This is a genomic window from Paenibacillus polymyxa M1 (genome assembly GCF_000237325.1).
GTDB lineage: Bacteria > Bacillota > Bacilli > Paenibacillales > Paenibacillaceae > Paenibacillus > Paenibacillus polymyxa_C.
In genome coordinates this window covers 3,785,408-3,806,704 of sequence record NC_017542.1, presented here as the reverse complement: position 1 = coordinate 3,806,704, position 21,297 = coordinate 3,785,408, and the positions used below count along the sequence as shown (strand labels likewise).

At 40.6% G+C, this 21,297-nt stretch carries 17 protein-coding genes, 1 tRNA gene and 1 pseudogene; 13 read left to right on the top strand and 6 right to left on the bottom strand.

Annotated elements, in window-relative coordinates:
• The first annotated feature begins 168 nt into the window (after nucleotides 1–168).
• Nucleotides 169–394 (top strand): annotated as a pseudogene (locus PPM_RS29300) (hypothetical protein).
• 100 nt (nucleotides 395–494) lie between these two features.
• On the opposite strand, the gene PPM_RS16975 reads toward PPM_RS29300, so the two are convergent.
• On the bottom strand, nucleotides 495–1,712 hold the full coding sequence (locus PPM_RS16975) for a caspase family protein (protein WP_013371988.1): 1,218 nt from the start codon (nucleotides 1,710–1,712) through the stop codon (nucleotides 495–497).
• A gap of 418 nt (nucleotides 1,713–2,130) precedes the next feature.
• Between PPM_RS16975 and PPM_RS16970 the strand changes: the two genes are divergently transcribed.
• The 3 genes from PPM_RS16970 (at nucleotide 2,131) to PPM_RS16960 (ending at nucleotide 3,666) form a co-directional block, all read left to right on the top strand.
• Nucleotides 2,131–3,102 carry a radical SAM protein gene (locus PPM_RS16970; protein WP_013371987.1) on the top strand — a complete coding sequence of 324 codons (972 nt, stop codon included), beginning with the start codon at nucleotides 2,131–2,133 and terminating at the stop codon, nucleotides 3,100–3,102.
• Nucleotides 3,103–3,129: 27 nt separating this feature from the next.
• Nucleotides 3,130–3,330 carry a hypothetical protein gene (locus PPM_RS16965; protein ID WP_013371986.1) on the top strand — a complete coding sequence of 67 codons (201 nt, stop codon included), beginning with the start codon at nucleotides 3,130–3,132 and terminating at the stop codon, nucleotides 3,328–3,330.
• Between the two features lie 270 nt (nucleotides 3,331–3,600).
• Nucleotides 3,601–3,666, top strand: a tRNA-Met gene (locus PPM_RS16960).
• A gap of 247 nt (nucleotides 3,667–3,913) precedes the next feature.
• Here PPM_RS16960 and PPM_RS16955 read toward each other — a convergent pair.
• The 3 genes from PPM_RS16955 to PPM_RS16945 all read right to left on the bottom strand — a co-directional run bounded on the left by PPM_RS16955 (nucleotide 3,914) and on the right by PPM_RS16945 (nucleotide 7,406).
• Entirely contained in the window at nucleotides 3,914–4,711 is a 798-nt protein-coding gene (locus tag PPM_RS16955) for a DUF4352 domain-containing protein (protein ID WP_013371985.1), read from the bottom strand.
• Between the two features lie 578 nt (nucleotides 4,712–5,289).
• Complete coding sequence (locus tag PPM_RS16950; RefSeq protein ID WP_019688017.1) at nucleotides 5,290–5,622, bottom strand: hypothetical protein; 333 nt, start codon at nucleotides 5,620–5,622, stop codon at nucleotides 5,290–5,292.
• A 287-nt stretch (nucleotides 5,623–5,909) separates the two neighbouring features.
• On the bottom strand, nucleotides 5,910–7,406 hold the full coding sequence (locus tag PPM_RS16945) for a GDSL-type esterase/lipase family protein (RefSeq protein ID WP_013371983.1): 1,497 nt from the start codon (nucleotides 7,404–7,406) through the stop codon (nucleotides 5,910–5,912).
• A 165-nt stretch (nucleotides 7,407–7,571) separates the two neighbouring features.
• On the opposite strand from PPM_RS16945, the gene PPM_RS16940 reads away from it, so the two are divergent.
• Complete coding sequence (locus tag PPM_RS16940; protein ID WP_013371982.1) at nucleotides 7,572–9,833, top strand: helix-turn-helix transcriptional regulator; 2,262 nt, start codon at nucleotides 7,572–7,574, stop codon at nucleotides 9,831–9,833.
• Here the strand turns inward: PPM_RS16940 and PPM_RS16935 are convergent.
• Complete coding sequence (locus PPM_RS16935) at nucleotides 9,830–10,729, bottom strand: carbohydrate ABC transporter permease (RefSeq protein WP_013371981.1); 900 nt, start codon at nucleotides 10,727–10,729, stop codon at nucleotides 9,830–9,832. The two genes, PPM_RS16940 and PPM_RS16935, sit on opposite strands and share 4 nt — an antisense overlap.
• 269 nt (nucleotides 10,730–10,998) lie before the next feature.
• Here PPM_RS16935 and PPM_RS16930 point away from each other — a divergent pair, with 269 nt between their 5' ends.
• The 7 genes from PPM_RS16930 (at nucleotide 10,999) to PPM_RS16900 (ending at nucleotide 19,178) form a co-directional block, all read left to right on the top strand.
• Nucleotides 10,999–11,964: an ABC transporter permease gene (locus PPM_RS16930; RefSeq protein WP_013371980.1), complete on the top strand. Its 966-nt coding sequence runs from the start codon at nucleotides 10,999–11,001 to the stop codon at nucleotides 11,962–11,964.
• A gap of 21 nt (nucleotides 11,965–11,985) precedes the next feature.
• The gene (locus PPM_RS16925; protein ID WP_013371979.1) at nucleotides 11,986–12,609 is read left to right on the top strand and encodes a YesL family protein; all 624 of its coding nucleotides are present in this window, start codon (nucleotides 11,986–11,988) and stop codon (nucleotides 12,607–12,609) included.
• Between the two features lie 28 nt (nucleotides 12,610–12,637).
• Complete coding sequence (locus PPM_RS16920; protein ID WP_013371978.1) at nucleotides 12,638–14,158, top strand: extracellular solute-binding protein; 1,521 nt, start codon at nucleotides 12,638–12,640, stop codon at nucleotides 14,156–14,158.
• A gap of 173 nt (nucleotides 14,159–14,331) precedes the next feature.
• Nucleotides 14,332–15,693, top strand: coding sequence for a glycoside hydrolase family 28 protein (locus PPM_RS16915; protein WP_013371977.1), 1,362 nt, complete (start codon nucleotides 14,332–14,334; stop codon nucleotides 15,691–15,693).
• Between the two features lie 23 nt (nucleotides 15,694–15,716).
• On the top strand, nucleotides 15,717–16,601 hold the full coding sequence (locus PPM_RS16910) for a dienelactone hydrolase family protein (RefSeq protein WP_013371976.1): 885 nt from the start codon (nucleotides 15,717–15,719) through the stop codon (nucleotides 16,599–16,601).
• A gap of 25 nt (nucleotides 16,602–16,626) precedes the next feature.
• The gene (locus PPM_RS16905) at nucleotides 16,627–17,604 is read left to right on the top strand and encodes a pectinesterase family protein (protein ID WP_013371975.1); all 978 of its coding nucleotides are present in this window, start codon (nucleotides 16,627–16,629) and stop codon (nucleotides 17,602–17,604) included.
• Nucleotides 17,601–19,178 carry a glycoside hydrolase family 43 protein gene (locus PPM_RS16900; protein ID WP_013371974.1) on the top strand — a complete coding sequence of 526 codons (1,578 nt, stop codon included), beginning with the start codon at nucleotides 17,601–17,603 and terminating at the stop codon, nucleotides 19,176–19,178. The genes PPM_RS16905 and PPM_RS16900 overlap by 4 nt, the downstream gene beginning before the upstream one ends.
• Nucleotides 19,179–19,236: 58 nt before the next feature.
• On the opposite strand, the gene PPM_RS16895 is transcribed toward PPM_RS16900, so the two are convergent.
• Nucleotides 19,237–20,124, bottom strand: a complete 888-nt coding sequence (locus tag PPM_RS16895; protein WP_013371973.1) for a LysR family transcriptional regulator — start codon at nucleotides 20,122–20,124, stop codon at nucleotides 19,237–19,239.
• Between the two features lie 118 nt (nucleotides 20,125–20,242).
• Between PPM_RS16895 and PPM_RS16890 the strand changes: the two genes are divergently transcribed.
• The gene (locus tag PPM_RS16890; protein ID WP_013371972.1) at nucleotides 20,243–21,268 is read left to right on the top strand and encodes a YeiH family protein; all 1,026 of its coding nucleotides are present in this window, start codon (nucleotides 20,243–20,245) and stop codon (nucleotides 21,266–21,268) included.
• The last annotated feature ends 29 nt before the right edge of the window (nucleotides 21,269–21,297 follow it).

Here is a 21,297-nt window from a genome sequence, read left to right as displayed (position 1 = left end):
TACCTGTTCAGACTCATAGCCACCATCAGAATATCGTACTTTTCGATCAACAAGGAGGGGCTTAAACGTAAGTAAAGCAAATTCCCGCTAACCTTAACTGGTTGACGGGGATTTTTTTATTGAAGGAATTACTACACCGTTCAGCGAAAGAATTATCGAGGTGATAGCATGAATCATACATATAGGGTGTTAAAGTCAGACATAGAACTATTTGCAGCTGCATTAAGCCAGGCAAGAGTATATGTAGTACAGCCATTAGGTGAGGAGTTGATAGATATTGTGGACTACGGTGGAGTAGTGGAGAAGATTACACCGGAGTCTTAATGGAATCTTTTTCATGAGGAATCAGTTTGAATTTAGAGTAGATGTAAAGAGGGACTCTACTAATATGTAGCTCAATATAGAGTTCTTCTTTACATCTGTACCATGGATCTAGATGTAAACGAAAATGTTATTTGAAGCCAGGAACCTGACAATGTACCACATAAATGAGACTATAACAATAAAGTTGCAATCAATTTAATTAAATCAGCCAAAGTTATGCATATATTTCCGATTGGTGAGTTTATGCAAACTTTTAAATCTTCTGGGTCTGGATTCATAACATCAGTGTCAATATCCACCCAAGTTTTAGCTGCATAAATTGTTATTCCGTTAGATTTGTGTTTGTGTCGGATAAGAACACGTGCTTTTAAATTTGTTCCATTCAGTTCTAGATTTTCACATCGTACGTATCCTTCATTTCCTTGTGCAAGAGGCTCTAAAGTTTTTTCTATCTCTCTCTTTATCTGTTCAATAATTACATCTGTCACATTTGATCTTGATGATGGAAAGATGGGATCTTCCACATATAGCGTTCTTACAGGTATTATAATATCTTGAATTGTGAAGGGTTTTTGATTATCAAATTCTGTATTTGTTATTCCAATATTATAATAGTTTGGGGTTTGAGTTGGGGGCATTATAGACTTTAATTTTTCATAGAAATCTTTATAGTTACCTCGAAATTTCCCCTCATTCCATACTTCTAATAATTTTGCGGTGAAATATCCATTGATGTCTCCGTCTGCGGAGGTTTGATTGTCCTGACAACCTGATATAAGTTTAACCGAACATTTTAATTCAATGGAATTTTTGTTTTTAATAACGTGTTTTACTTTGTTTGTATAAAAATTAATATTGTTTTTATATGTTCTTTTGGCGATTTCAAGCGGCATAAATTTGTATCTAATGTTATTTACGGTATCAATATTTGTATCGGTGTCTAAACCATAGTGACGAGCTCTAGATACTGTTCCACTATAACAGGAGTCTGACAAAATAATTATTCTTACACCTTCTTTGAATAATGACCATAATTCGAACAATTCATCGTCTAAGACTTGTCCATCGTATAAACACCATGTTTCATCATGAGTATCTAACTCATCGTGATTTAAGTCAGTTGAAGTACCTCCGTGTCCAGAAAAAGTGAGAAAGAAGATATCTCCATTTTCTAAATCTGTAGCCGCCTTTTTTATTTCTGTAGCTACATTATTTATTGTTGCATTTGCAGTTAACAATGTAGAGGTATTATTGTAATTTAATGAACGTGAAATCAACTCCATATCCTTCGCATCAGCTTCACAGGCAATCAATCTTCCGTCCCATCCTGCGTAATGTTGAGGGTCAATAAAATTTAATCCAATGTGTAACGAATATCCTTTTGCCATTTTTATTACCTCCTTAATGTATTAGTTTCTCAAATTCAATTTTTCCTAAATTCGATCTAATTATTCTGATATCAGTAAATTCTTCTTCAATGATTTAACTTTAGCTGATTAGAACATGAGAATTTTTTGGAGGTTATCTAAGTCAAACGCTTCCTTATATCATTTTATTGATTAATCTTTTTTTAATTTATTGAAAAGTGCATATCTGAGATCAAAAAAGTTAAATTAGAATTAGTTAGATAAACTTCATTCGTGGTCAGATTATATCGTCGACTTGTTATAATCTGTTATTAGTTCTCTTTAAAAGTTACTTTGAAAAGATTAAGTTGATCCATAGAAAAAAATTAATAGAATGTAAAAACTACTGAATAATAAAACGATAACTGGGCAGCCTTATGATTAAAAAGGAGTGGTTGAAATGTTAGATAAGTCAGGTATATTGTCCTATCTTGTTTCAAATGAAATTCAAGAACTGATTATCCTTCCAACAGAACAATGTAATTTTAGATGCACATATTGCTATGAAGATTTTAAAATGAAGCGTATGTCTCCTGAAACTATTCAAGCAATAAAAAAATTTCTAACTAGAAGAGTACCTCAGTTAAAACATCTAACAATAAGCTGGTTCGGTGGAGAACCATTATTGGCCAAAGATATTCTTCTTAATATCAGTGAACATGCTCAAAAGTTATCTACGAAAAATAATTTAACATCATATTTAATATCTATAACAACTAACGGATATTTATTGTCACCATCTATTTTTAACGAACTAGTCAATGTTGGTATTACAAAATATCAAATAACATTGGACGGACCAAAAGAGATACATAATCAAACCCGTAAAAAAGTGAATACAGAGGGAAGTTTTGATACAGTATGGAACAATTTACTAGCTATAAAGGAATCTAATTTGAATGTTTTTGTAACTATCCGAGTTCATTTGTTTCATGAAAATTTACCTTATATTCCAGACTTTTTGGAACTACTGAAAAAACATTTTTATAGTGATCAAAGATTCAAAATTTTATTGAAACCTATTGCCCAATTTGGGGGAAAAAATGAAGAGCACCCCAAAATCATTGAGAAGAGCAAACATAATAAAGTAATACAGCCGTTAGAAGAAATAATTCATGGTAAAACTGCTCCAAGAAAAAATTCCAATGAGTTAGAAATTTGTTATGCTGCCAGACCTAACTCATTAGTAATAAGGTCGGATGGGAGTCTCGGAAAATGTACGGTTGCTTTAAATGACGAAAAAAATAATATAGGGTATATAACGAATGACGGGACTTTAAAGATTAGCCAAGAACGTTTAGCACCTTGGTTAAAAGGTTTACTTACACTGAATAAATCAGATTTGGGTTGTCCCAAACATTCCATCATTTAATTTATTTGAAAGGGGGTGAAATTTAATATGCCAGAAGACTCAGGTCACGGAAAAGTATTTGGTGTCTCAATTACTCCAAATGACATTTTCTTGGAAGAAGATGGTACAGTGCAGATTAGAAATAAAGAGCTTTCAAACAAAATCAGACAGCTGCAAACTAAAACAGTTGAAAATCTTATGAGCACCAGTACAAGAGGAGATACCAATATTTTCAGTATTTGTTTTTAAGGCGTAAAAAGGATATCAAGTCTTTTCTTTCAAGAAAAGACTTGATATCCTTTTTGTGAGCTATTAATGTACAAAAATATGATATTTCTAATAAGAAGTTAGTAGTAGGCTACAATACAATGAAAGATGGTATTAGAATTCAAAAGAAAATTAAAATATGCTAACGTATTTGCTAACGAACTCATGAAAATTTAGTAATATAGGAGATGAAAAAAATCCTGTCTCTAAAGATTTTACGAGCATACTAGAACTAATAATAACGTTATAACTAGCTCAGTTGGTTAGAGCGGTCGGCTCATAACCGATTGGTCGGGGGTTCGAGTCCCTCAGGGCCCATTTCCTCAAAAACCCTTGCTAAGCAAGGGTTTTTTTGTTGTTTACAGAGGGCGGAAGTAAAATCGCAATTTGAGGAGGGAATTCTAAGTTGCTAACGAATCTTCTCTTTTTTACTTTTTATGAATTCGATTTATTTTTTGATCTTTTATTGCCATCAAGAATGCATCCCGTAGAATATATTGCATTACCCGAAGGGGGCAGTATCTATTCTAGGGGATGCAATTCGCTAGAAGGAGCTCCGAAAAGACTATTTTTTTGAAATCTTAAACTTGAATGGATTATATTCAAGTTCCTCTGAAGAACCTTTTGCAATTAAGGTTAAATCCTTAGAAGAGTCTATTTTTGAGAATGTAAGGATTCCTTCTGTCTTCACACCAGGTAGTATTTCGGACTGTAATTCAGGGTAAGTATAGCTTACGCGATCAAACGTTGGTTCGTATTGTTTGTTTCCTTGAACCAATTTAGTATAAAAGTCATAATAATTTATAGTGCTTGTAGATCTGTTTTCGATTGCCATATAAATCCGAGTTTCCTCTTCAGCAAACTCGACTTTTTGAAGAGTCATGATATAGCCCTTTTGTTTTACTGACTTATTTACTTCTATAGTGCTCAATGTAGGATCAATAAACATAGATTTTTCTATTTTATTTGCTGCGATGGCAGGAGCTGAGGTGTAATTGCCGTGGGTCGTTCTATAACGATATTTTTCTATGACAGTACCAGTTACGTGGATAAAATCATTCTCTTTTACATTAGAGAAGCTGGAAAAACTATCGCCGTAAACAAAAGTGTTTTTTTCATTATTTTTCGGATCAGCATTCACTTGAACATAAATTCCATTTCTATTTTCCTTAGGACCATAGGTGATTTGTCCATAAAAATTAATAGAGCGATCTTCAAACTGATCAGCATTTACATACATTTGTTCAAATTCTTCTTTTGATAGTAATGAATGATCTTTACTTGATGATACTCCACATGCTGTTAATCCCATTATAGAAATAATAAAAGCACACAAAAGAGAGAAAAAAGTTTTATTTTTCACGAACCCAATATCCTCCAGTATAAAAATATAGTAGCAATAGTCTATCAGAACTAGTTCTATTTTTCTATAAAAATTTAAAACAGGCTAACTCAAGATATTGAATCTTGCTACCCAACAAAAAATACAAAAATAAGATTTCTCTAATGGTCTGTAAGTACATTTAAAGAATAACTAATTTCACTATTTTTTCTAATATTTAAACCGCAATTTACTATGCGGACTACAATTCAAGTCTGCAATTTATGCTTATGGGATTTTTATGTAGTTGTTTTTGTGGTTTGGTTTGCCAAAATCTTATTATGTAAGGAACTAGTTAATGTCTCAGAGAGTACAAACTGTTATTGATAAAGCTAGGCCTTGTTTTTATTGGATTCGGTCCAAATATGATCTTTAAAGGTCAGAGAACAAGACATTGGGGAGCAAAGAGAGGGGTGACTCAGCCCATCCGTTTTTAATAAGTTCCGAGTATATTAATTTTGAAGCCTCTCATGATAACGTCGCTATAGCTAGTAGGAATATAGGTCCAACAAAGAAAGCACTGCTCGAATAAACGAACAGTGCTTTTTTAAGGCTTTTTCCTAGTTTACCTTAACGGTATACACCATTCTCAATTTACCATTACCGGCGTAAATCTCAACTCTTGCATTCGTTGCAGTAGTGGTAGTTACCACGCCGGATGCAGAAACGGTGACATTTCCGCTCGCCACTTTATAAGTATCCCCTGGGTAATTTGACAGCGCATAGGAATAATTACGTGGCAACGTAGCCGTTCTGTAGTATACTCCATTAACTTCTACAATAGGTGTAATTACTGGAGAAGGGCCTACTGATGCGGACGCACTAGGAACGATAATACTTCCAAGGAGTCCCAAAGACATAGCTGTTGATAATAATATTTTCTTAGTATTCATTAAAAAATCCTCCTTATGTATGATATGAGCTCCTAAAATATACCATGTAAAATTGTTGATTTCACTTCATTCGACAAATGTTGTCAAAACAATACAATAAAATGATCCTAAAGTCCTATTAGATACAAAATAATTAAAATATAACAATTAAAGAAATTTATTATGTGTACTGTATTTTTGAACTATTCCCTATAGATTGGCTATCTTTGCTAAAAAGAAATAAAAAACGGACATCAGCGTGATACGCTCGAAGTCCGTTTTCGTATTAACATACCTGGCACTTGATATCAGTTGACAAGTTGGTGTGCAACCGACTCACTGATATTTAGATTTCTATCGATCATGCATTGCTTTAATGCAGATAGCTCCGTACTTTGACAAATTGCTTCTGCTACAAGTTGGGCAATTTTCCTTGCTCCTTCGTCAGAAAAATGGGTATTATCTGCTACCCCGGCTGGGTAATTAGGGTGCATTTTTTCAGGCAAATGCATAAATAGAAGTTGGGACTCTTTTTCACCCATGGAACGATAAAGCTGCTGTGATGCTTCGAAAATATCGAGCAACGGTGTTTGGGTTTCCTCGGCTACTTTTCTCATGGCAGCGGGATAGGCTCCTACGGCCAGCGGATCAGGTTCACCGTCTGCGGTAAAGCGGCGGCGGCTGACCGAGGTCAATAGCACAGGAATCCCGCCACGCTCCCGAGCGGACTGAATGAATTGAATTAAGTTTAGACGGTACTCTCCCTCAGGATCGGTGTAGCGCGTGGGGTCTTCTTTTTTCTCATCGTTATGTCCAAATTGGATAAACAGATAATCGCCAGCTTGAATATCTTTTTCAATATCAGCTAATCGCCCTTCTGCTATAAAGGATTTGGTGCTTCGCCCATTGACGGCACGATTGTCCACATGCACAGCTGGGTCCAAATAAGTCTGCAAATGTTCGCCCCAGCCTGTCATCGGTTTTTCGGTTGCTCCTTTTTGGGCTGCAGTAGAGTCTCCTGCGATAAACAGTCGAGTTGTCATCCGCTGTCTTGTCTGCGCATATCCATGTTTTTGAAGCCATTTTTCCGCCAGGTCGAGCCATTGTCGGCATTCACGGTTGTCCTCAGACAGTCCCAATCCGTGCCGCCCTTCTTCAAATACATGCAGTTCAAACGGAATACGCTCTCTGGATAACGAGAAAGCGAACAACAGGCTATTTTCTACCGGTACAGCGCCATCATTGGCCGTTGTCCACATAAAAGTTGGGGGTGTCTGTGCAGTCACTTGCCGATCGGATGAAAAGGCTTGAAGCTGCTCCGAGTTCGGCTGTTCGCCTAAAAAGTGCGTACGGCTTCCCAAATGCGTATAAGGCTCATGGAATGATATTACAGGGTATCCCAACATCAGAAGATTTGGTTTTTCCGCTCCAATCGTGGACACAATGGAGGCCAGGTGACCGCCTGCTGAGAAACCGATGAGACCCACTTGATCAGGGATCACTTGCCAGTCATGCGATGTTTGGCGAATCCATTGCAACGCATGTTCTACATCTTCCAGCAAGGAGGTAACCTCGAAATCGCCGACCTGATACTCCAGCACACCCGCGTGAATACCTAAATCATTTAACCATCGGGCGATCGGCTTTCCTTCATGTGAAGCCAAATGCTCGTAGCCACCGCCAGGTAACACCAATACAAAAGGACGAGCTTCACGGACCGCTACAGGATAGAGGGAGAGAAAGGAAGTGTCTAACGGAAATTCTTCTTTTACAATCTGTTCTTTAGAACTAACGACATGTAACATAAGAGACCTCCAAATTTCTTTTTATCTGCCGCAAACCAAACTAAATCAACTTAAATTGGAATGATACGGATGTAAAAAATAATGCACACGTGAAAAAAATGATTTAAACCTTGTTATGAAAGCGCTATAATTTGGTGTGATACCAAGAACCAAAGGGGGAGCGCAATGAAAAAAGGAAGAATGTTCTACACTATTTTTATTACGATTCTGGTTTTGGGAATAGGATTGGTGGCCAGCTTCGGCAGCTACATCTATTTTACAACAATTAGCTCCGTTGTGGAGAGAGTTTCCAATACCAAGCAAAGCTACATGGCACAGATTAGAAATAGCCTGGAGCAGAAGATTCAAACGATTGAATACGCTTTTAATACGTATAGCACGACCAGTTCCTTTAATGAAGTTGTCAAAAATCCCATTACAGAAAAAGATTTTGTAGCATATCGGAATGTGAATACCCAGCTCAATTATATTGCTACGATGGGATTAGAAGGAACCGAGTATTCACTGATCAGCCTAAATCAGAATTGGAGAATCTCCAATGGAAGCCTGTCTTATTTGACGAAAACGGAACGAGAAAGGCTGATCAGCACCTATATAGACCACCAGGATAAGGGACTATTCTGGATTAAAACAGATAAAGGAATCCGTTTTGTGAATACCTTGCCTGTGTTTTCCAAAAAGAAGCAGGCCATTGCGCTGTCTGATATTTCGTCGCAGACGTTAAGTCATACCATTCAAACAGAGGATCATATGCCTGTGATTATTTTGAATAACAAAGGCGACTTAATGTACGAAACGGAGCCTGCTACTCCCTTATTGTCTACTCAGCAGCTTCAGCACATTTCAGAAGTAACTGCTAAATCAGACAATACAGGCATGCTAACGTTGGAGAAAACGGAGCATCAGCCAGCACGGCAAATCATTTATGCTAAATCTGCTTACAACAATTGGACTTACTTAACGGTATTAGATAAAAAAGAGATTGCAAACGCGTTTCAAACGACCAAATTTGGGATTATCATGATGGGCCTTGTATTAACGCTTTTAATAGTGGTGGTGGCCTACATCATTGCCATTTACTTTACCAAGCCATTTCAGCAAATAAAACGCAGCTTGCCGAAAAATCCTAATTTCGCATTCAAAAATGAACCTTCTAAAAATGAAATTGAGTGGATTATTAATTCCATCGACAACATTGTAACTGAGAAGGAAAGCTTGGAAAGTCTCATTCAGTCCGAAATGCCACAGTTGGAAACGCAATTGATTCTCAACCTGTTTCGCAAACGTATTTCCGCAGAGGAATTGGCACGAAAAATGCCACGTCTGGGCTACCCGCAGATCGAGAATCAAATGTATATTACCTTGTTAGTTCAACTGGATAATCTGGGAGATCGAGAACCTTCGGATAAAGATATTTTACTGCTGGCTATTAACAAAATCGTAGAAGAAACGATTCCAGAGCAGCAGCGTATGCTTCCGATCATTTTAAACGATAACACCCAGGCTACCATTTTAATTTTGGCAGGTAAGAGTGCACAGGAAATGAGAAAGCAAGTGCTGGATCGAGCGGCCCTTTTGATTCAGCATGTAAAAGAGTATTTGAATGTATCCATCAGCATCGGTATTAGCACAGCGTATGATAACTTGTTAGAAAGCAAAGAAGCTTGTGAGATGAGCAAGCAAGCATTACATCACCGTTTAAATCTAGGTAAAGAGTCGATTATTTTTTATGAGGATATTTCCATGGTCATTTCAGGTCCGGTACTGCTTCATTATCCTGCGGAATTGGAATCGAAACTGTTTGATGCCATTCGCATAGGGGATGAAGAGCAGGTATATCATACCGTGCACTCTTTATTGGCAGAAATGATGACGAAGAACAATCATTCCATGAACTTTGAAGTGCTATTGGTACGATTTGTGAATAACCTCATCCAATTAGAGCAGCTATTAGGGATTGAAGTGCTGCTGACGCAAGACAATCATGCCTTGTATCACCGTTTGCTGGATATCCGTAACCCGGAGGAGATAGAACGCATGCTGTTAGAACAGGTTATTTTCCCCATGGTAAAAAGCATGAAGGAGAAGACCAACCAGCAATTCCGCTGTCTCTCAGAGAAAATTGCCGCGATTATCCGTGCTGAATATGACCAGGAATTATCATTAGAACTCATTGGAGATCGACTGCATTACAATCCGAATTATTTAAGCAGCATTTTCAAAAAAGAATACGGAACGACGTTTAGTGAATATTTGATGGGCTATCGCCTGCAAATGAGCAAAAAGTGGCTCGTTGAGACAGATATGACAATTAAAGAAATCGCCGAGCGATTGCAATATCATAATTCGCAAAACTTCATCCGCTCTTTTCGGAAAAAAGAACAGGTTACACCAGGGGCTTATCGAAAGATGAAGCAAGCCAATTAACCTTTAACCGCCCCCAGCAAAGCTCCTTTGACAAAGTGCTTTTGCACAAATGGATACACGATTAACATTGGAACGGTCGCTATAACAATGACCGCCATCTTAATCGTCTGCGCAGGCGGGATGACATCTACCGCGGTTCCTTCTGCCTGCATACCACTGGAGACGATAACAATTTGGCGAAGTAAGACTTGAATTGGCCATTTGGCAGAGTCATTGATATAGAGAATAGCGTGCATATACGTATTCCAGTAGGCAACAGCGTAGAATAAAGAAATAGTTGCAATAGAAGGCAGGGCTAATGGCAACATAATTTTAAAGAAGATACCAAAATCGTTGCACCCGTCCATCTTGGCCGATTCCTCCAAATCATCCGGCAACGCCTGAAAAAAGTTACGCATGATAATCAGGTTAAATGCATTAATGGCTACGGGCAAAATCAAGGACCAATACGAATTGATCAGCCCCATGCTTTTGACAACGAGGAATGTCGGAATCATCCCCCCGCTAAACAACATAGAGAACACGACAATGAAGTTAATCGTATTGCGGCCAAGCAGATATTTCCGGGATAATCCATAAGCCATAAAAGCGGTAAAAATCATACTTACAACTGTACCCACGATCGTTACTCCGACCGAAACCCCAAGTCCTCTAAAAATCGTTGGAGTGGATAGGATATAGCGATAAGCATCCAGAGAAAAAGTAACAGGGAATAAAATAAACTTCTTGGCCACTACTTCCTCAGTTGAGGCAAATGAGCTGGCGATGATATTCAAAAAAGGCAAGAGACAAGTGAGGGCAATGAGAATCAAAAGTGTACTGTTTACAATGTTGAAAATACGACTGCCCAGTGATTCTTTTTTTCGTAATTTTGGTTTGAGTAATGGTTGTTCCAATGTGGTTGACCTCCTTGTAATCGTTTACATGTAAACCTTATCAAGAGGAAAGAATTCCGTATATAATCAAATCTTGAGGTGTTCTCTAAGCGTGGAATAAAGAGGATGATCATTAAGTTGTGTAGTAATCATTAGCTAAGGTGAAGAGGCTATAAAGTAGGCTGTTGGCCTACTTTTGTAAACGCTATCATTTGATGATTATATGCGGAATGCCGAAAATAACGTACTCTTGAAAGCGTATACAGGAACGTTTGAAGGAGGTCGAACTAATGAAAGTTTCAAGTGTCCCCGCACCAAACATGAAGATGAAAATGAAGAAGAACAAAAGAACGACGGAAAGCCTTTTACGAATGCAGAAACACAAGCTGCTCTATCTGATGGTTTTACCCGGATTGGTGTACTTCATTATCTTCAAGTACTTCCCTATGGGGGGATTGGTAATTGCATTTCAGGATTATCAAGCATTTCAGGGAATCACAGGCAGTCCATGGGTAGGAATGAAGCATTTTATTCGTTTGTTTACTGAGCCTACGTTTTTTATGCTGCTTCGCAATACGCTGATTTTATTTGCACTGAATATTGTAATCTTTTTTCCGTTGCCCATCATATTGGCGCTCATGCTGAATGAGGTTAGGAAGATGTTTTTCAAAAACATTATTCAAACCATTATCTACATTCCGCACTTTATGTCATGGGTTATCATTGTTTCGATTTCTTATGTATTCCTGACAGTGGACGGCGGTGTACTGAATGAAATGATTGCCGCGCTGGGCGGTGAGAAGATCAGCTTCTTAACATCTCCGCAGTGGCTGCGAACGGTATATATCGGGCAAGTGATTTGGAAGGAACTCGGCTGGTCTACCATCATTTATTTATCTGCAATTACAGTGGTGGATACGCAATTGTATGAGGCAGCAGAAATGGACGGCGCTGGACGTTTGCGAAAGACATGGCACGTGACGTTGCCAGCGATCCGCCCGGTTATTATTACATTGTTAATTTTGAAAATTGGTAGCACGCTGGATTTGGGCTTTGAGCATATGTATCTGCTATTGAATTCATTAAACCGCGAGGTTGCTGAAATCTTTGACACCTATATTTATACTGCGGGTTTAAAGAATGGACAATTAAGTTTCAGTACGACAGTAGGACTTTTTAAAGGTGTAGTAGGTTTAATTCTGATTATGCTCTCCAATCGACTCGCTAAGAAATTTGGTGAAGACGGCGTTTACTAATGACGACGGGAAGGATGCAAAATGGTACGGTTTGTAGAAAACATGAACAAATGGTGCATGCGCCTGCTACGCCTGGTCTACCTTAACTTGCTGTGGACGATTGCGACGATCCTGGGCTTGGGTTTTATAGGTGTTGGGCCTGCAACCGTTGCTATGCTTAGCATTTTTAGGCAGTGGATTCGGGGCAATGAGGAAGTCGCCATTTTCTCGACGTTTGTACGTTACTTTAAAGAAAGCTTTAAAGAAGCAGCCATCATTGGCGGGCTTTACAGCCTTGTGGGTTACGTGCTCTACGTGGATATCGTCAACGTCTCATCCTGGTATATTCGTGTGGTGACGCTGATGGGTGCCTTTTTGTATCTTATCTCTTTGGCATACATTTTTCCGTTGCTGGCTCACTATGATTGGAAAGGCATCAAGCTGAAGATCAAGATGTCGATCGTGATTGGTTTTTCGTATTTACAATATACACTTGTTCTTTTTGTAGCCATTGTCGTGCTTTATGCATTGATTCTAGGCTTGTACCCAGGAATTCTAACTTTTGCCGGAGCGAGCATCATCGGTTATCTCGTGATGTGGATGACGCATCAGGTATTCAGCAAAATAGAGCGAGAGGTTCTGGTGAAAGAGGAAGATATGGTATGAATATACAAACCAAAAAGGAGCAAACACGATGAAAAAAGGAATCAAGATGAAAAAGGGAGTGTCAGGTCTTCTTGCCGCACTTATGGTCATGAGTGTTTTTCTAGCTGCTTGTGGTGACAAGGGAACTGAAGATCAAGGCAGTCAAACCTATGATCCTAAATCCAAACTGGAGTTTACCTGGCTAAACGTATTGCATACAGCCTCTCCGCCTACAGAAACGATTAAAAGTAAAATCGAAGAATACACCAATTCCAAAATTACGTTTAACTGGGTACCGGATGCTTCCAAGGAAGAGAGAATTACCACCGCACTGGCTTCTGGTGAATTGGCAGATATGGTGACTTTGACGATGATGACAAATTCCTCAGTACGTAGTTCATTGAAATCAGGACTATTCTGGGATGTAGGCAAATACTTGGATGATTACGAAAATTTGAAAAAGATCCCACCTGAAGTGCGAGAAGCCGCTTCTATTGAAGGGGTGCTATATGGTGTTCCGTTCCAGAAGAATCTGGCTCGGGCGGGTTTGGTCATTCGTCAGGATTGGCTCGATCGCTTAGGACTGAAGGTGCCGACCACACTGGATGAGTTGTATGAAGTTGCGAGAGCGTTTACAGAAGATGATCCGGATGGCAATGGAAAAAATGATACGACTGGGTTTGTTGACAGATCGGATCTGCGCTACAGCAGTTTCAAAACGTTAAGTTCCTATTTTGGTACACCTAATGGCTGGAAAGTAGATGAAAACGGAAAGTTTACGCCGGAATTTGATACTCCTCAATATTTGGAGACCTTAAAGTATTCCAATAAATTATACAAAAACGGGTATCTCTCCAAAGACTTTGCTGTAACCGCTAAAACGGACCAGCAACAACAATTTGCACAAGGTAAAGCAGGGATTTATACAGGCATGATCGATATTTCTAACCTCAGAACCTTGTCTCAAGGCTTACAAAAAGGGCTAAAGCTGGTACCTGTCAACAAGATTTCGAATGGAGATGGACAATACCACGTATGGTCTGAGGGAAGCGGGGTAGGAGGCTTGCTGGCATTTCCGAAATCTGAAGTAAAGACAGAAGCTGAGTTGAAGAGACTGCTGCAATTTGTAGATGACTTAATTGACAAAGATGTATACATGTATATGACCGGTGGTCTTGAAGGTACTCATTATAAAATTGAAAAGGATGGTTCCTTCAAAATTACGAATACAGATTTGTGGCAAGCAGATGTTCAGCCGTTTTCAAGCTCTAGACCAAGTGAAGTGACTTATAACTTAAAGGATGCCAATCCGGAAAAGGAACTGGCTAACGAATTAGTGCGAGAAAATAATAAATTTGCTGTTCTAGACCCGACAGTGCCACTGGATTCAGCTACCGCTAATGAACAAGGGACAGAGCTGGAGAAAATCATTACCGACGCCTCCTTCAAATTTATTATGGGTGAAATTGATGAAGCCGGATTTAAGGCAGCTGTAGAAAATTGGAAACAATCAGGCGGAGCACGAATTACCACTGAGTATGAAGAAGCGTATAAGAAATCGAAAAAATAAATATATAGGTTGAATATTAGTGTACATGAATTGTCACTACGCAGGCGGATGGTGCTTATCATTGCTGACACTTGTCCAGCACCATTCCGCCTACTCCGTTTTCCAGTGTGTTTTCCAGCCCAGTCTATAAATCATTTTCGTATTCACAAAAAATAAAGACAGGAGAGAACGAAATGCAATTGTACAACATTGTAGATTATGGAGCAGTTCAGGATGGTACGAAGATGGCAACAGAGGCGATTGCGGCTGCTATTGAAGCGGCAAGTAATGCTGGTGGAGGCACCGTTTTTGTTCCGGCTGGAACGTACCTAACGGGCGCTATTTTTCTGAAAAGCAACATTGAGCTGCATGTAAGCCCTGGCGCTATTCTTTCCTTCAGTACGGAACTGGCTGATTACCCTGTAGTAGAATCCAGATGGGAGGGCGTTCAGCGGGAAGTACATGCATCGTGTATTTATGGAGAGAACCTTGAGAATATTTCGATTACAGGCAGCGGAACGCTGGATGGAAATGGTCAGCCGTGGTGGGAAAAGCATCGGAATCATCCAGAGGAGTTACAGTATCCGAGACCCAAATTAATCAGCTTTGACCGTTGTCAGCGGGTTACCATTAAAGATGTTATGTTAAAAAATTCCCCCAGTTGGACTGTAAACCCCATTGCTTGCTATAACGTTACGATTGATAATTTGTCCATTCTTAACCCGGCGGACTCTCCCAATACGGATGGTATTAATCCCGAATCCTGTTCCAATGTTCGTATTAGCAACTGCAATATAGATGTAGGCGATGATTGTATTGCGATCAAAGCAGGAACCGAAGATACGCAAGAACGGATTCCTTGTGAAAATATTACGATTACCAACTGTACAATGGTACATGGTCATGGTGCTGTCGTGCTGGGAAGCGAAATGAGCGGAGATATTCGTAATGTTACGATTAGCAATTGCGTGTTCAAGCAAACGGATCGGGGTATACGTCTGAAATCAAGACGGGGACGCGGTGGAATCATCGAGGATATTCGCATCAGCAACATTGTGATGGAGGAGGTCATTTGTCCATTTATTCTAAACCTGTATTATTTCTGCGGACCTCGGGGCAAAGACAAATATGTTTGGGATAAAAATCCCTATCCGATTACTGATGAAACTCCGTGCTTTAGAAGAATCCATTTTTCTGATATTACGGCAAGACAGGTTCATGCGGCGGCTGGCTTCTTGTACGGACTTGCAGAGCAATATATCGCTGAAATCACATTTTCCAATATTGATATTTCTATGGCTAAAAATGCGATTCCCGGTCGTCCGGCCATGATGACAGGGATTGAAGATATGAATAACCGTGGTTTTTATCTGGGTAACGTGAAGGATATTCGTTTTCAACAGGTTACGATTGAGAATCATGAAGGTCCTGCCTTTTATATTGAAAATGGGGAAAACGTTGAAATCAATCGTTGCCATTCGAAGAATACAGCTCAGCCTGAAAAGCTGATAGAACAAGTAACGGTACAACCTTCTGAACAGAATGTGCTGAACTAGGAGGGATGAAAGGAGAATAAAACGTGGATAAGTTGCAAGCATTGCTGGGCGACCTTCCGGCAGATCGCCCTATAACGGCAACTCTGCTGAATCAAGAAGAGCGGGAGGGATATCGACTGGAGTGTCTCCTATTGGACTTGAACGGAATCGAGTCTGTGCCCGCTTATGTAGCTACACCCTTACAAGGGAACGGCCCGTTCCCATTGGTCGTTTTTAACCATTCGCACGGGGGCAACTATACGAATGGACGTAAGGAGTTGCTCCATAGCAGTCCTTACCTACAGCAGCCCTCTTTTGCTACAGTTCTGACAGATATGGGATATTGCGTGTGCTGTATCGACATGTGGTGCTTCAATGAACGTGGGGGCAAAACCGAGAGCGAGCTGGTAAAAGAAATGCTCTGGCAGGGCCAGGTGCTGTGGGGCATGATGCTGTATGATAACCGTCGTTTGGTAGATTATATGTGCCAGCGTGAGGACATTGATGCTTCCCGCATCGCATCGATCGGCATGTCGATGGGTGGACTTATGGCATGGTGGATGGCTGCTTTAGATGAACGAATACAGATCACGGTTGATATCTGCGGACAGGTAGATGCCCATACGCTGATCGCCAAAAGGGGATTGGATCATCATGGGTTCTATTCCTATGTTCCCGGCTTGTTGAAGCATTTCACCACGTTGGATATTCAAAAGCGGATCGTACCTCGCCCACGGATGAGTATAACAGGTCAAAATGATCGCATGTGTCCTATAGAAGGAGTCGAGCATTTGGCAAACGGGTTGTTGGAAGCTTATCAGAAAGCAGGTCACCCTGAGCATTGGCAGCCTGTGATTGCGAGCGGTGGTCATATGGAGACATTGGAAATGCGAACGGCTTGGCAGTCATTTTTAGCTGAACACTTGTAAATCAAATGAAAGGATTGGGGTAACCATGCTAGTCGGAAAAGAATCCTTTTGTGATTTCCACACCATTCAGGAGGCGATTAATGTATTGGAGCAATCGCCTTCCAACGAAATGGAAACGCTAACTATTTTATCGGGTACCTATGAGGAAGAGGTGCGGATTTACCGTTCAAATCTACATATCATAGGCATCGGACAGGTAGAAATTCGAATGAATCGGTACGCCAGGGAGCGGAATGAATCAGGTGAGGAAATAGGAACCTTTGCAACACCCACTTTATTTGTAGGCGGCAGCCATTTGATCTTGGAAAATCTCATCATTTCCAACACGGCCGGACAGGGAGAACACATTGGGCAGGCCGTTGCGGTATACGCTCATTGTGATCAAACCATCTTTAGAAACTGCACCTTTAAAGGGTACCAGGACACGTTATTTACAGGCCCTCTGCCTCCTGCACCCAAAGAACGATTAAAGTTTGGTGGAATTCCTTTGAAAGAACATCACGCATACTATCGCCAGCTTTATCAGCATTGTTACATCGAGGGTACGATAGACTTCATTTTTGGCGGGGCTACCGCTTACTTTGAAGATTGCGAGATTCGTAGTTTGCGTCATCATAAGAACCATACAAGCTACGTTACAGCCGCCTCTACACCGCAAGGACAAACGTACGGCTATGTATTTGATCATTGCTATTTAACCGCAGAGCCTGATATTACCCCTGTTTTTTTGGGTCGTCCATGGCGGGAATATGCCAAAACCGTATTTGTCAATTGTAAAATGGGCGACCATATCGATCCGCGTGGCTGGGACAATTGGGACACTGTAGCGAACGAGAAAACCGTATGCTATCAGGAATATGGCGGATCTGATGAAATAGCTTCATTACGTCAGCAGCGTGTTCCGTGGGCGGATTGTTTTGAAGCGAGGACAGAAGCATGGAGCAAGGAACAGGTTTTTGAGGGAGTCGCATTTTGGAAAGCAAGGAGAAGTGATGTCTCATGATGATCCAAAACCCTATATTAAAAGGCTTTAATCCCGATCCGTGTATTACGCGAGTCGAGGATACTTACTATATTGTAGTGTCATCGTTTGAGTGGCTGCCTGGAGTACGGGTGTACCAGTCCAAAGATTTGGCTCATTGGGAGCACTGCACGGATATTTTGACTGACCAGGTTGACTTGAGGGGGAACCCAAAAAATTGCAGCATTTGGGCACCGCAATTGAGCTACGCGGATAACCTATTTTATCTACTCTATACGGATGTGAAAAGCACCAAGCGTCCGTTCAAGGACGTTCATAATTTTGTGATAACAGCGCCTACGATTCACGGGCCGTGGTCGGAACCCGTTTATCTGAATAGTAGTGGATTTGATCCGTCTTTATTTCATGATGAGGATGGACGCAAATGGCTATTGAACGCCTTATGGGATTACCGCATGTTGGAAAGCAATAAGTCTTCAGGTATCGTCATGCAGGAGTATGACAGCAGTCAACAGCGGCTTGTTGGCGAGCCTGTTAAAATTTTTGATTGCACTCCATTGAAGAAGACAGAAGCGCCCCACATCTACAGGCAGAACGGTTATTACTATCTTATTACAGCGGAAGGTGGAACAGGTACGGGGCATGCAGTTACCGTAGCACGCTCCAAGCAAATATCCGGCCCGTATGAAGTGGACCCGCATAATCCGATGCTTACATCTCGTGATCAGCTGAATTTCCCGTTACAATGCGCAGGACATGGCAGTCTTGTGCAAACACCTGACGGAGAATGGTATATGGCCCATTTATGCACACGTCCAGTGGAGGGGAAATACGCCATTTTAGGGCGCGAGACAGCGTTGCAACAAGTCTATTGGAATGATGAAGGCTGGCTGCGATTAACCGCCGGGGGCCATACACCTCAATTGGAGGTGCCTGCGCCTCAAGGGACAGTTTCGATTAAGCAAGAGCAGCAGGAGTATATTTTCGAAGACTTTTTCGAGGGCCCCACAATTGATAAATCGTGGAACACATTGCGTATCCTGGCGGACGATAGCTGGTGTTCATTAAGTCAGCGCCCAGGCTACCTTCGAATTCATGCTGGAGAATCCATACAAAGTCTATTCAAGCACCACATGCTTGCCATTCGGCAAACGGATCATCATTTTCGGGTAGAAACAGCACTGGAGTATCAGCCAACAAGCTATTTGCAAATGGCGGGACTTTTGCTGTATCTCAATGAAGAGGACTATTTGTATACGTATGTCAGCTATGAAGAGGGAGTGGGAAAAGTGCTGCGCATGATGCGCTGTGAAGCTAATTCATTTACGTTAGTTCCGCAAGTGATTGCACTTCAGAATGATCTTCCTGTACATTTGGCTGTAGAGGTCCATGCCTCCTATGCACAATTTTATTATGGAGTCGGAGATGAGCCTTCCTGGAAGCGACTTTTTGAAATACAGGATATCAGCTTTTTGTCGGGAGGATTTACAGGGAATTTTGTAGGTATTGCTGCTCATGATATGCAACAATTCCAAGGGAGCTACGCTGACTTTTCCCATTTCTTATACTATGGTAAGGACCATCTCTCCTCATAAAAAATATAATACTGACTATATTGCAAGCACCTTAATCGGTGCTTTTTTCTTTTACAGGTTACCTTTTTACATTATAATCTCGCAAAATCTCCAAAAAAGCAGTGGTTGCTTTCGTCTCAAATACCGCAGAAGGGGTCAGAAAGGAGAATTTCCGAATGAACGGGAGATTGAGAATATCCAATACTTCTAATGTTCCCAAAGCAAGTTCCTTTTGAATTACCCATTGGGACAGCAAAGAAATCCCCAAGCCTGCTTCTACAGACTCTTTGATGATCTGTGTACTGCCAAAATTCATCATATGAGAAGGATAAAATCGAAGCTGTGCAAACATCTTTTCAGCCGCCTCCCGGGTTCCAGAGCCTTCTTCCCGCAGAATCCAGATGTCATCATGCAGCTCATTTATATCCACTTGAGATGTACCGGCCAAACGATGATTTTGCGGAACGACAATAACCATTTCATCATCGGCGAAGGATTCAATGTGTAAATGGTCATGCTGAAATTCTCCTTCGATAATGCCCACATCCAGTTGATTATGAATTACGAGCTTTTCAATTTCCAATGTATTGCCGATGGTAATAGAGGGCTGAATGAGCGGGTACTGGATTCTCATTTGCGCAATTACATGGGGTAGTACATATTCACCATACGTGTAGCTTGCACCAATAGACAGGTTACCCTTTGCCGTATGCATTAGTTCGTCCACCAAGTACTGCATACGTGTATGGAGTCGGATAATCTCCTGGGCATGATGATACACAATTTCACCTGCTTTAGTTAAGCGCACATATTTATTACTTCGCTCCAGGAGCCGGGTTCCTACACTGCGTTCCAGTGTTTGAATATATTGACTTACCGCAGGCTGGGTCATATGTAGTGCCTCAGCAGCTCGTGTGAAGTTTTGTTTCTCCGCAACCCTAACAAAGACGATTAAAGATTGATCCAAAGTCTATTCCTCCAAATTTATCATGCATATTTACTTATCATCATTATTATAATGATTTATTTTTCTTATGACAAAATACATATTAAGCTGTATGCATGTAGAATTGGAGGGAATCAGCATGAAGAGTCATATTCAACACGTCAAATTTTTATTGAACAGGGGTCGATTATTTCAGTTTTTATTTGGCATTGTGCTAACGATGATCTTTGCACTGGCAGGATACGTCCTGAACGAAGTGCCGGGCTTTCATTATGTAGGTCCATTGGCATGTGCAATGTTTCTCGCTATACTATACCGACAGTTGTGGGGGTACCCTGAAGCTGTACGCTCAGGAATTGAATTTTCAGCCAAGAAAATACTGCGCGGAGCTATTGTGTTATATGGGCTGAAGCTAAATATGGATGTTGTTATTCATCATGGGCTGGGTTTGCTTTTACGGGATGTAGGCACTGTGGTATTTGCCATTTTTTTTACGGTTTGGCTGGCAAAACGATTCAAGGCAGATGCTTCGCTTTCGCTTCTTCTTGGGATTGGAACAGGAGTTTGCGGTGCAGCAGCCATTGCAGCTGTTTCTCCCTTGTTGAAGTCCGACGATGAGGACACAGCCATAGGAGTTGGACTTATTGCCTTGGTTGGAACGGTATTTGCTATTTTGTTTACAGTGCTTCGACCTTGGCTTCCTCTGACAGATATACAGTATGGAATCTGGTCAGGCATCAGTTTACATGAAATTGCACATGTGGCCTTAGCGGCAGCACCTGCTGGACAGGATGCTCTTGCCATGGGTTTATTAGCCAAATTGGGGCGTGTCTTCTTACTCATACCGCTTAGCTTTATTTTAATGTATTGGATGAAACGAACCGGAAAGATTCGTACAGGTACTAAAGTAGAGTTCCCCTGGTTCCTCATGGGCTTTATTGCGGCAAGTATTTTGGGAAGTTATGTTTTTGGAAAATATATTGTAGTTTCACCTAGTCTAATGAACGAACTTTCTCAGCTTACTACCTTTATGTTAACGATGGCTATGGTAGGCATGGGGCTAAATGTGAGCTTTAAGACTTTGCGAGAGAAAGCAATGCTGCCCTTACTGGTACTATCTGTTACTTCGATTATTCTTGTAGGACTAACATTTGTAACCGTATGAATAACTGGAATAAGCTCTGCTTGCGTATA

Bases quoted from the DNA above. Each gene is read 5' to 3' on its own strand.
- PPM_RS16925 (WP_013371979.1), top strand. From the start codon at position 11,986: ATGGTACGGTTTGTAGAAAACATGAACAAATGGTGCATGCGCCTGCTA.
- PPM_RS16965 (WP_013371986.1), top strand. From the start codon at position 3,130: ATGCCAGAAGACTCAGGTCACGGAAAAGTATTTGGTGTCTCAATTACT.
- PPM_RS16905 (WP_013371975.1), top strand. From the start codon at position 16,627: ATGCTAGTCGGAAAAGAATCCTTTTGTGATTTCCACACCATTCAGGAG.
- PPM_RS16970 (WP_013371987.1), top strand. From the start codon at position 2,131: ATGTTAGATAAGTCAGGTATATTGTCCTATCTTGTTTCAAATGAAATT.
- PPM_RS16945 (WP_013371983.1), bottom strand. From the start codon at position 7,406: ATGTTACATGTCGTTAGTTCTAAAGAACAGATTGTAAAAGAAGAATTT.
- PPM_RS16950 (WP_019688017.1), bottom strand. From the start codon at position 5,622: ATGAATACTAAGAAAATATTATTATCAACAGCTATGTCTTTGGGACTC.
- PPM_RS16975 (WP_013371988.1), bottom strand. From the start codon at position 1,712: ATGGCAAAAGGATATTCGTTACACATTGGATTAAATTTTATTGACCCT.
- PPM_RS16890 (WP_013371972.1), top strand. From the start codon at position 20,243: ATGAAGAGTCATATTCAACACGTCAAATTTTTATTGAACAGGGGTCGA.
- PPM_RS16920 (WP_013371978.1), top strand. From the start codon at position 12,638: ATGAAAAAAGGAATCAAGATGAAAAAGGGAGTGTCAGGTCTTCTTGCC.
- PPM_RS16915 (WP_013371977.1), top strand. From the start codon at position 14,332: ATGCAATTGTACAACATTGTAGATTATGGAGCAGTTCAGGATGGTACG.
- PPM_RS16930 (WP_013371980.1), top strand. From the start codon at position 10,999: ATGAAAGTTTCAAGTGTCCCCGCACCAAACATGAAGATGAAAATGAAG.
- PPM_RS16900 (WP_013371974.1), top strand. From the start codon at position 17,601: ATGATGATCCAAAACCCTATATTAAAAGGCTTTAATCCCGATCCGTGT.
- PPM_RS16940 (WP_013371982.1), top strand. From the start codon at position 7,572: ATGAAAAAAGGAAGAATGTTCTACACTATTTTTATTACGATTCTGGTT.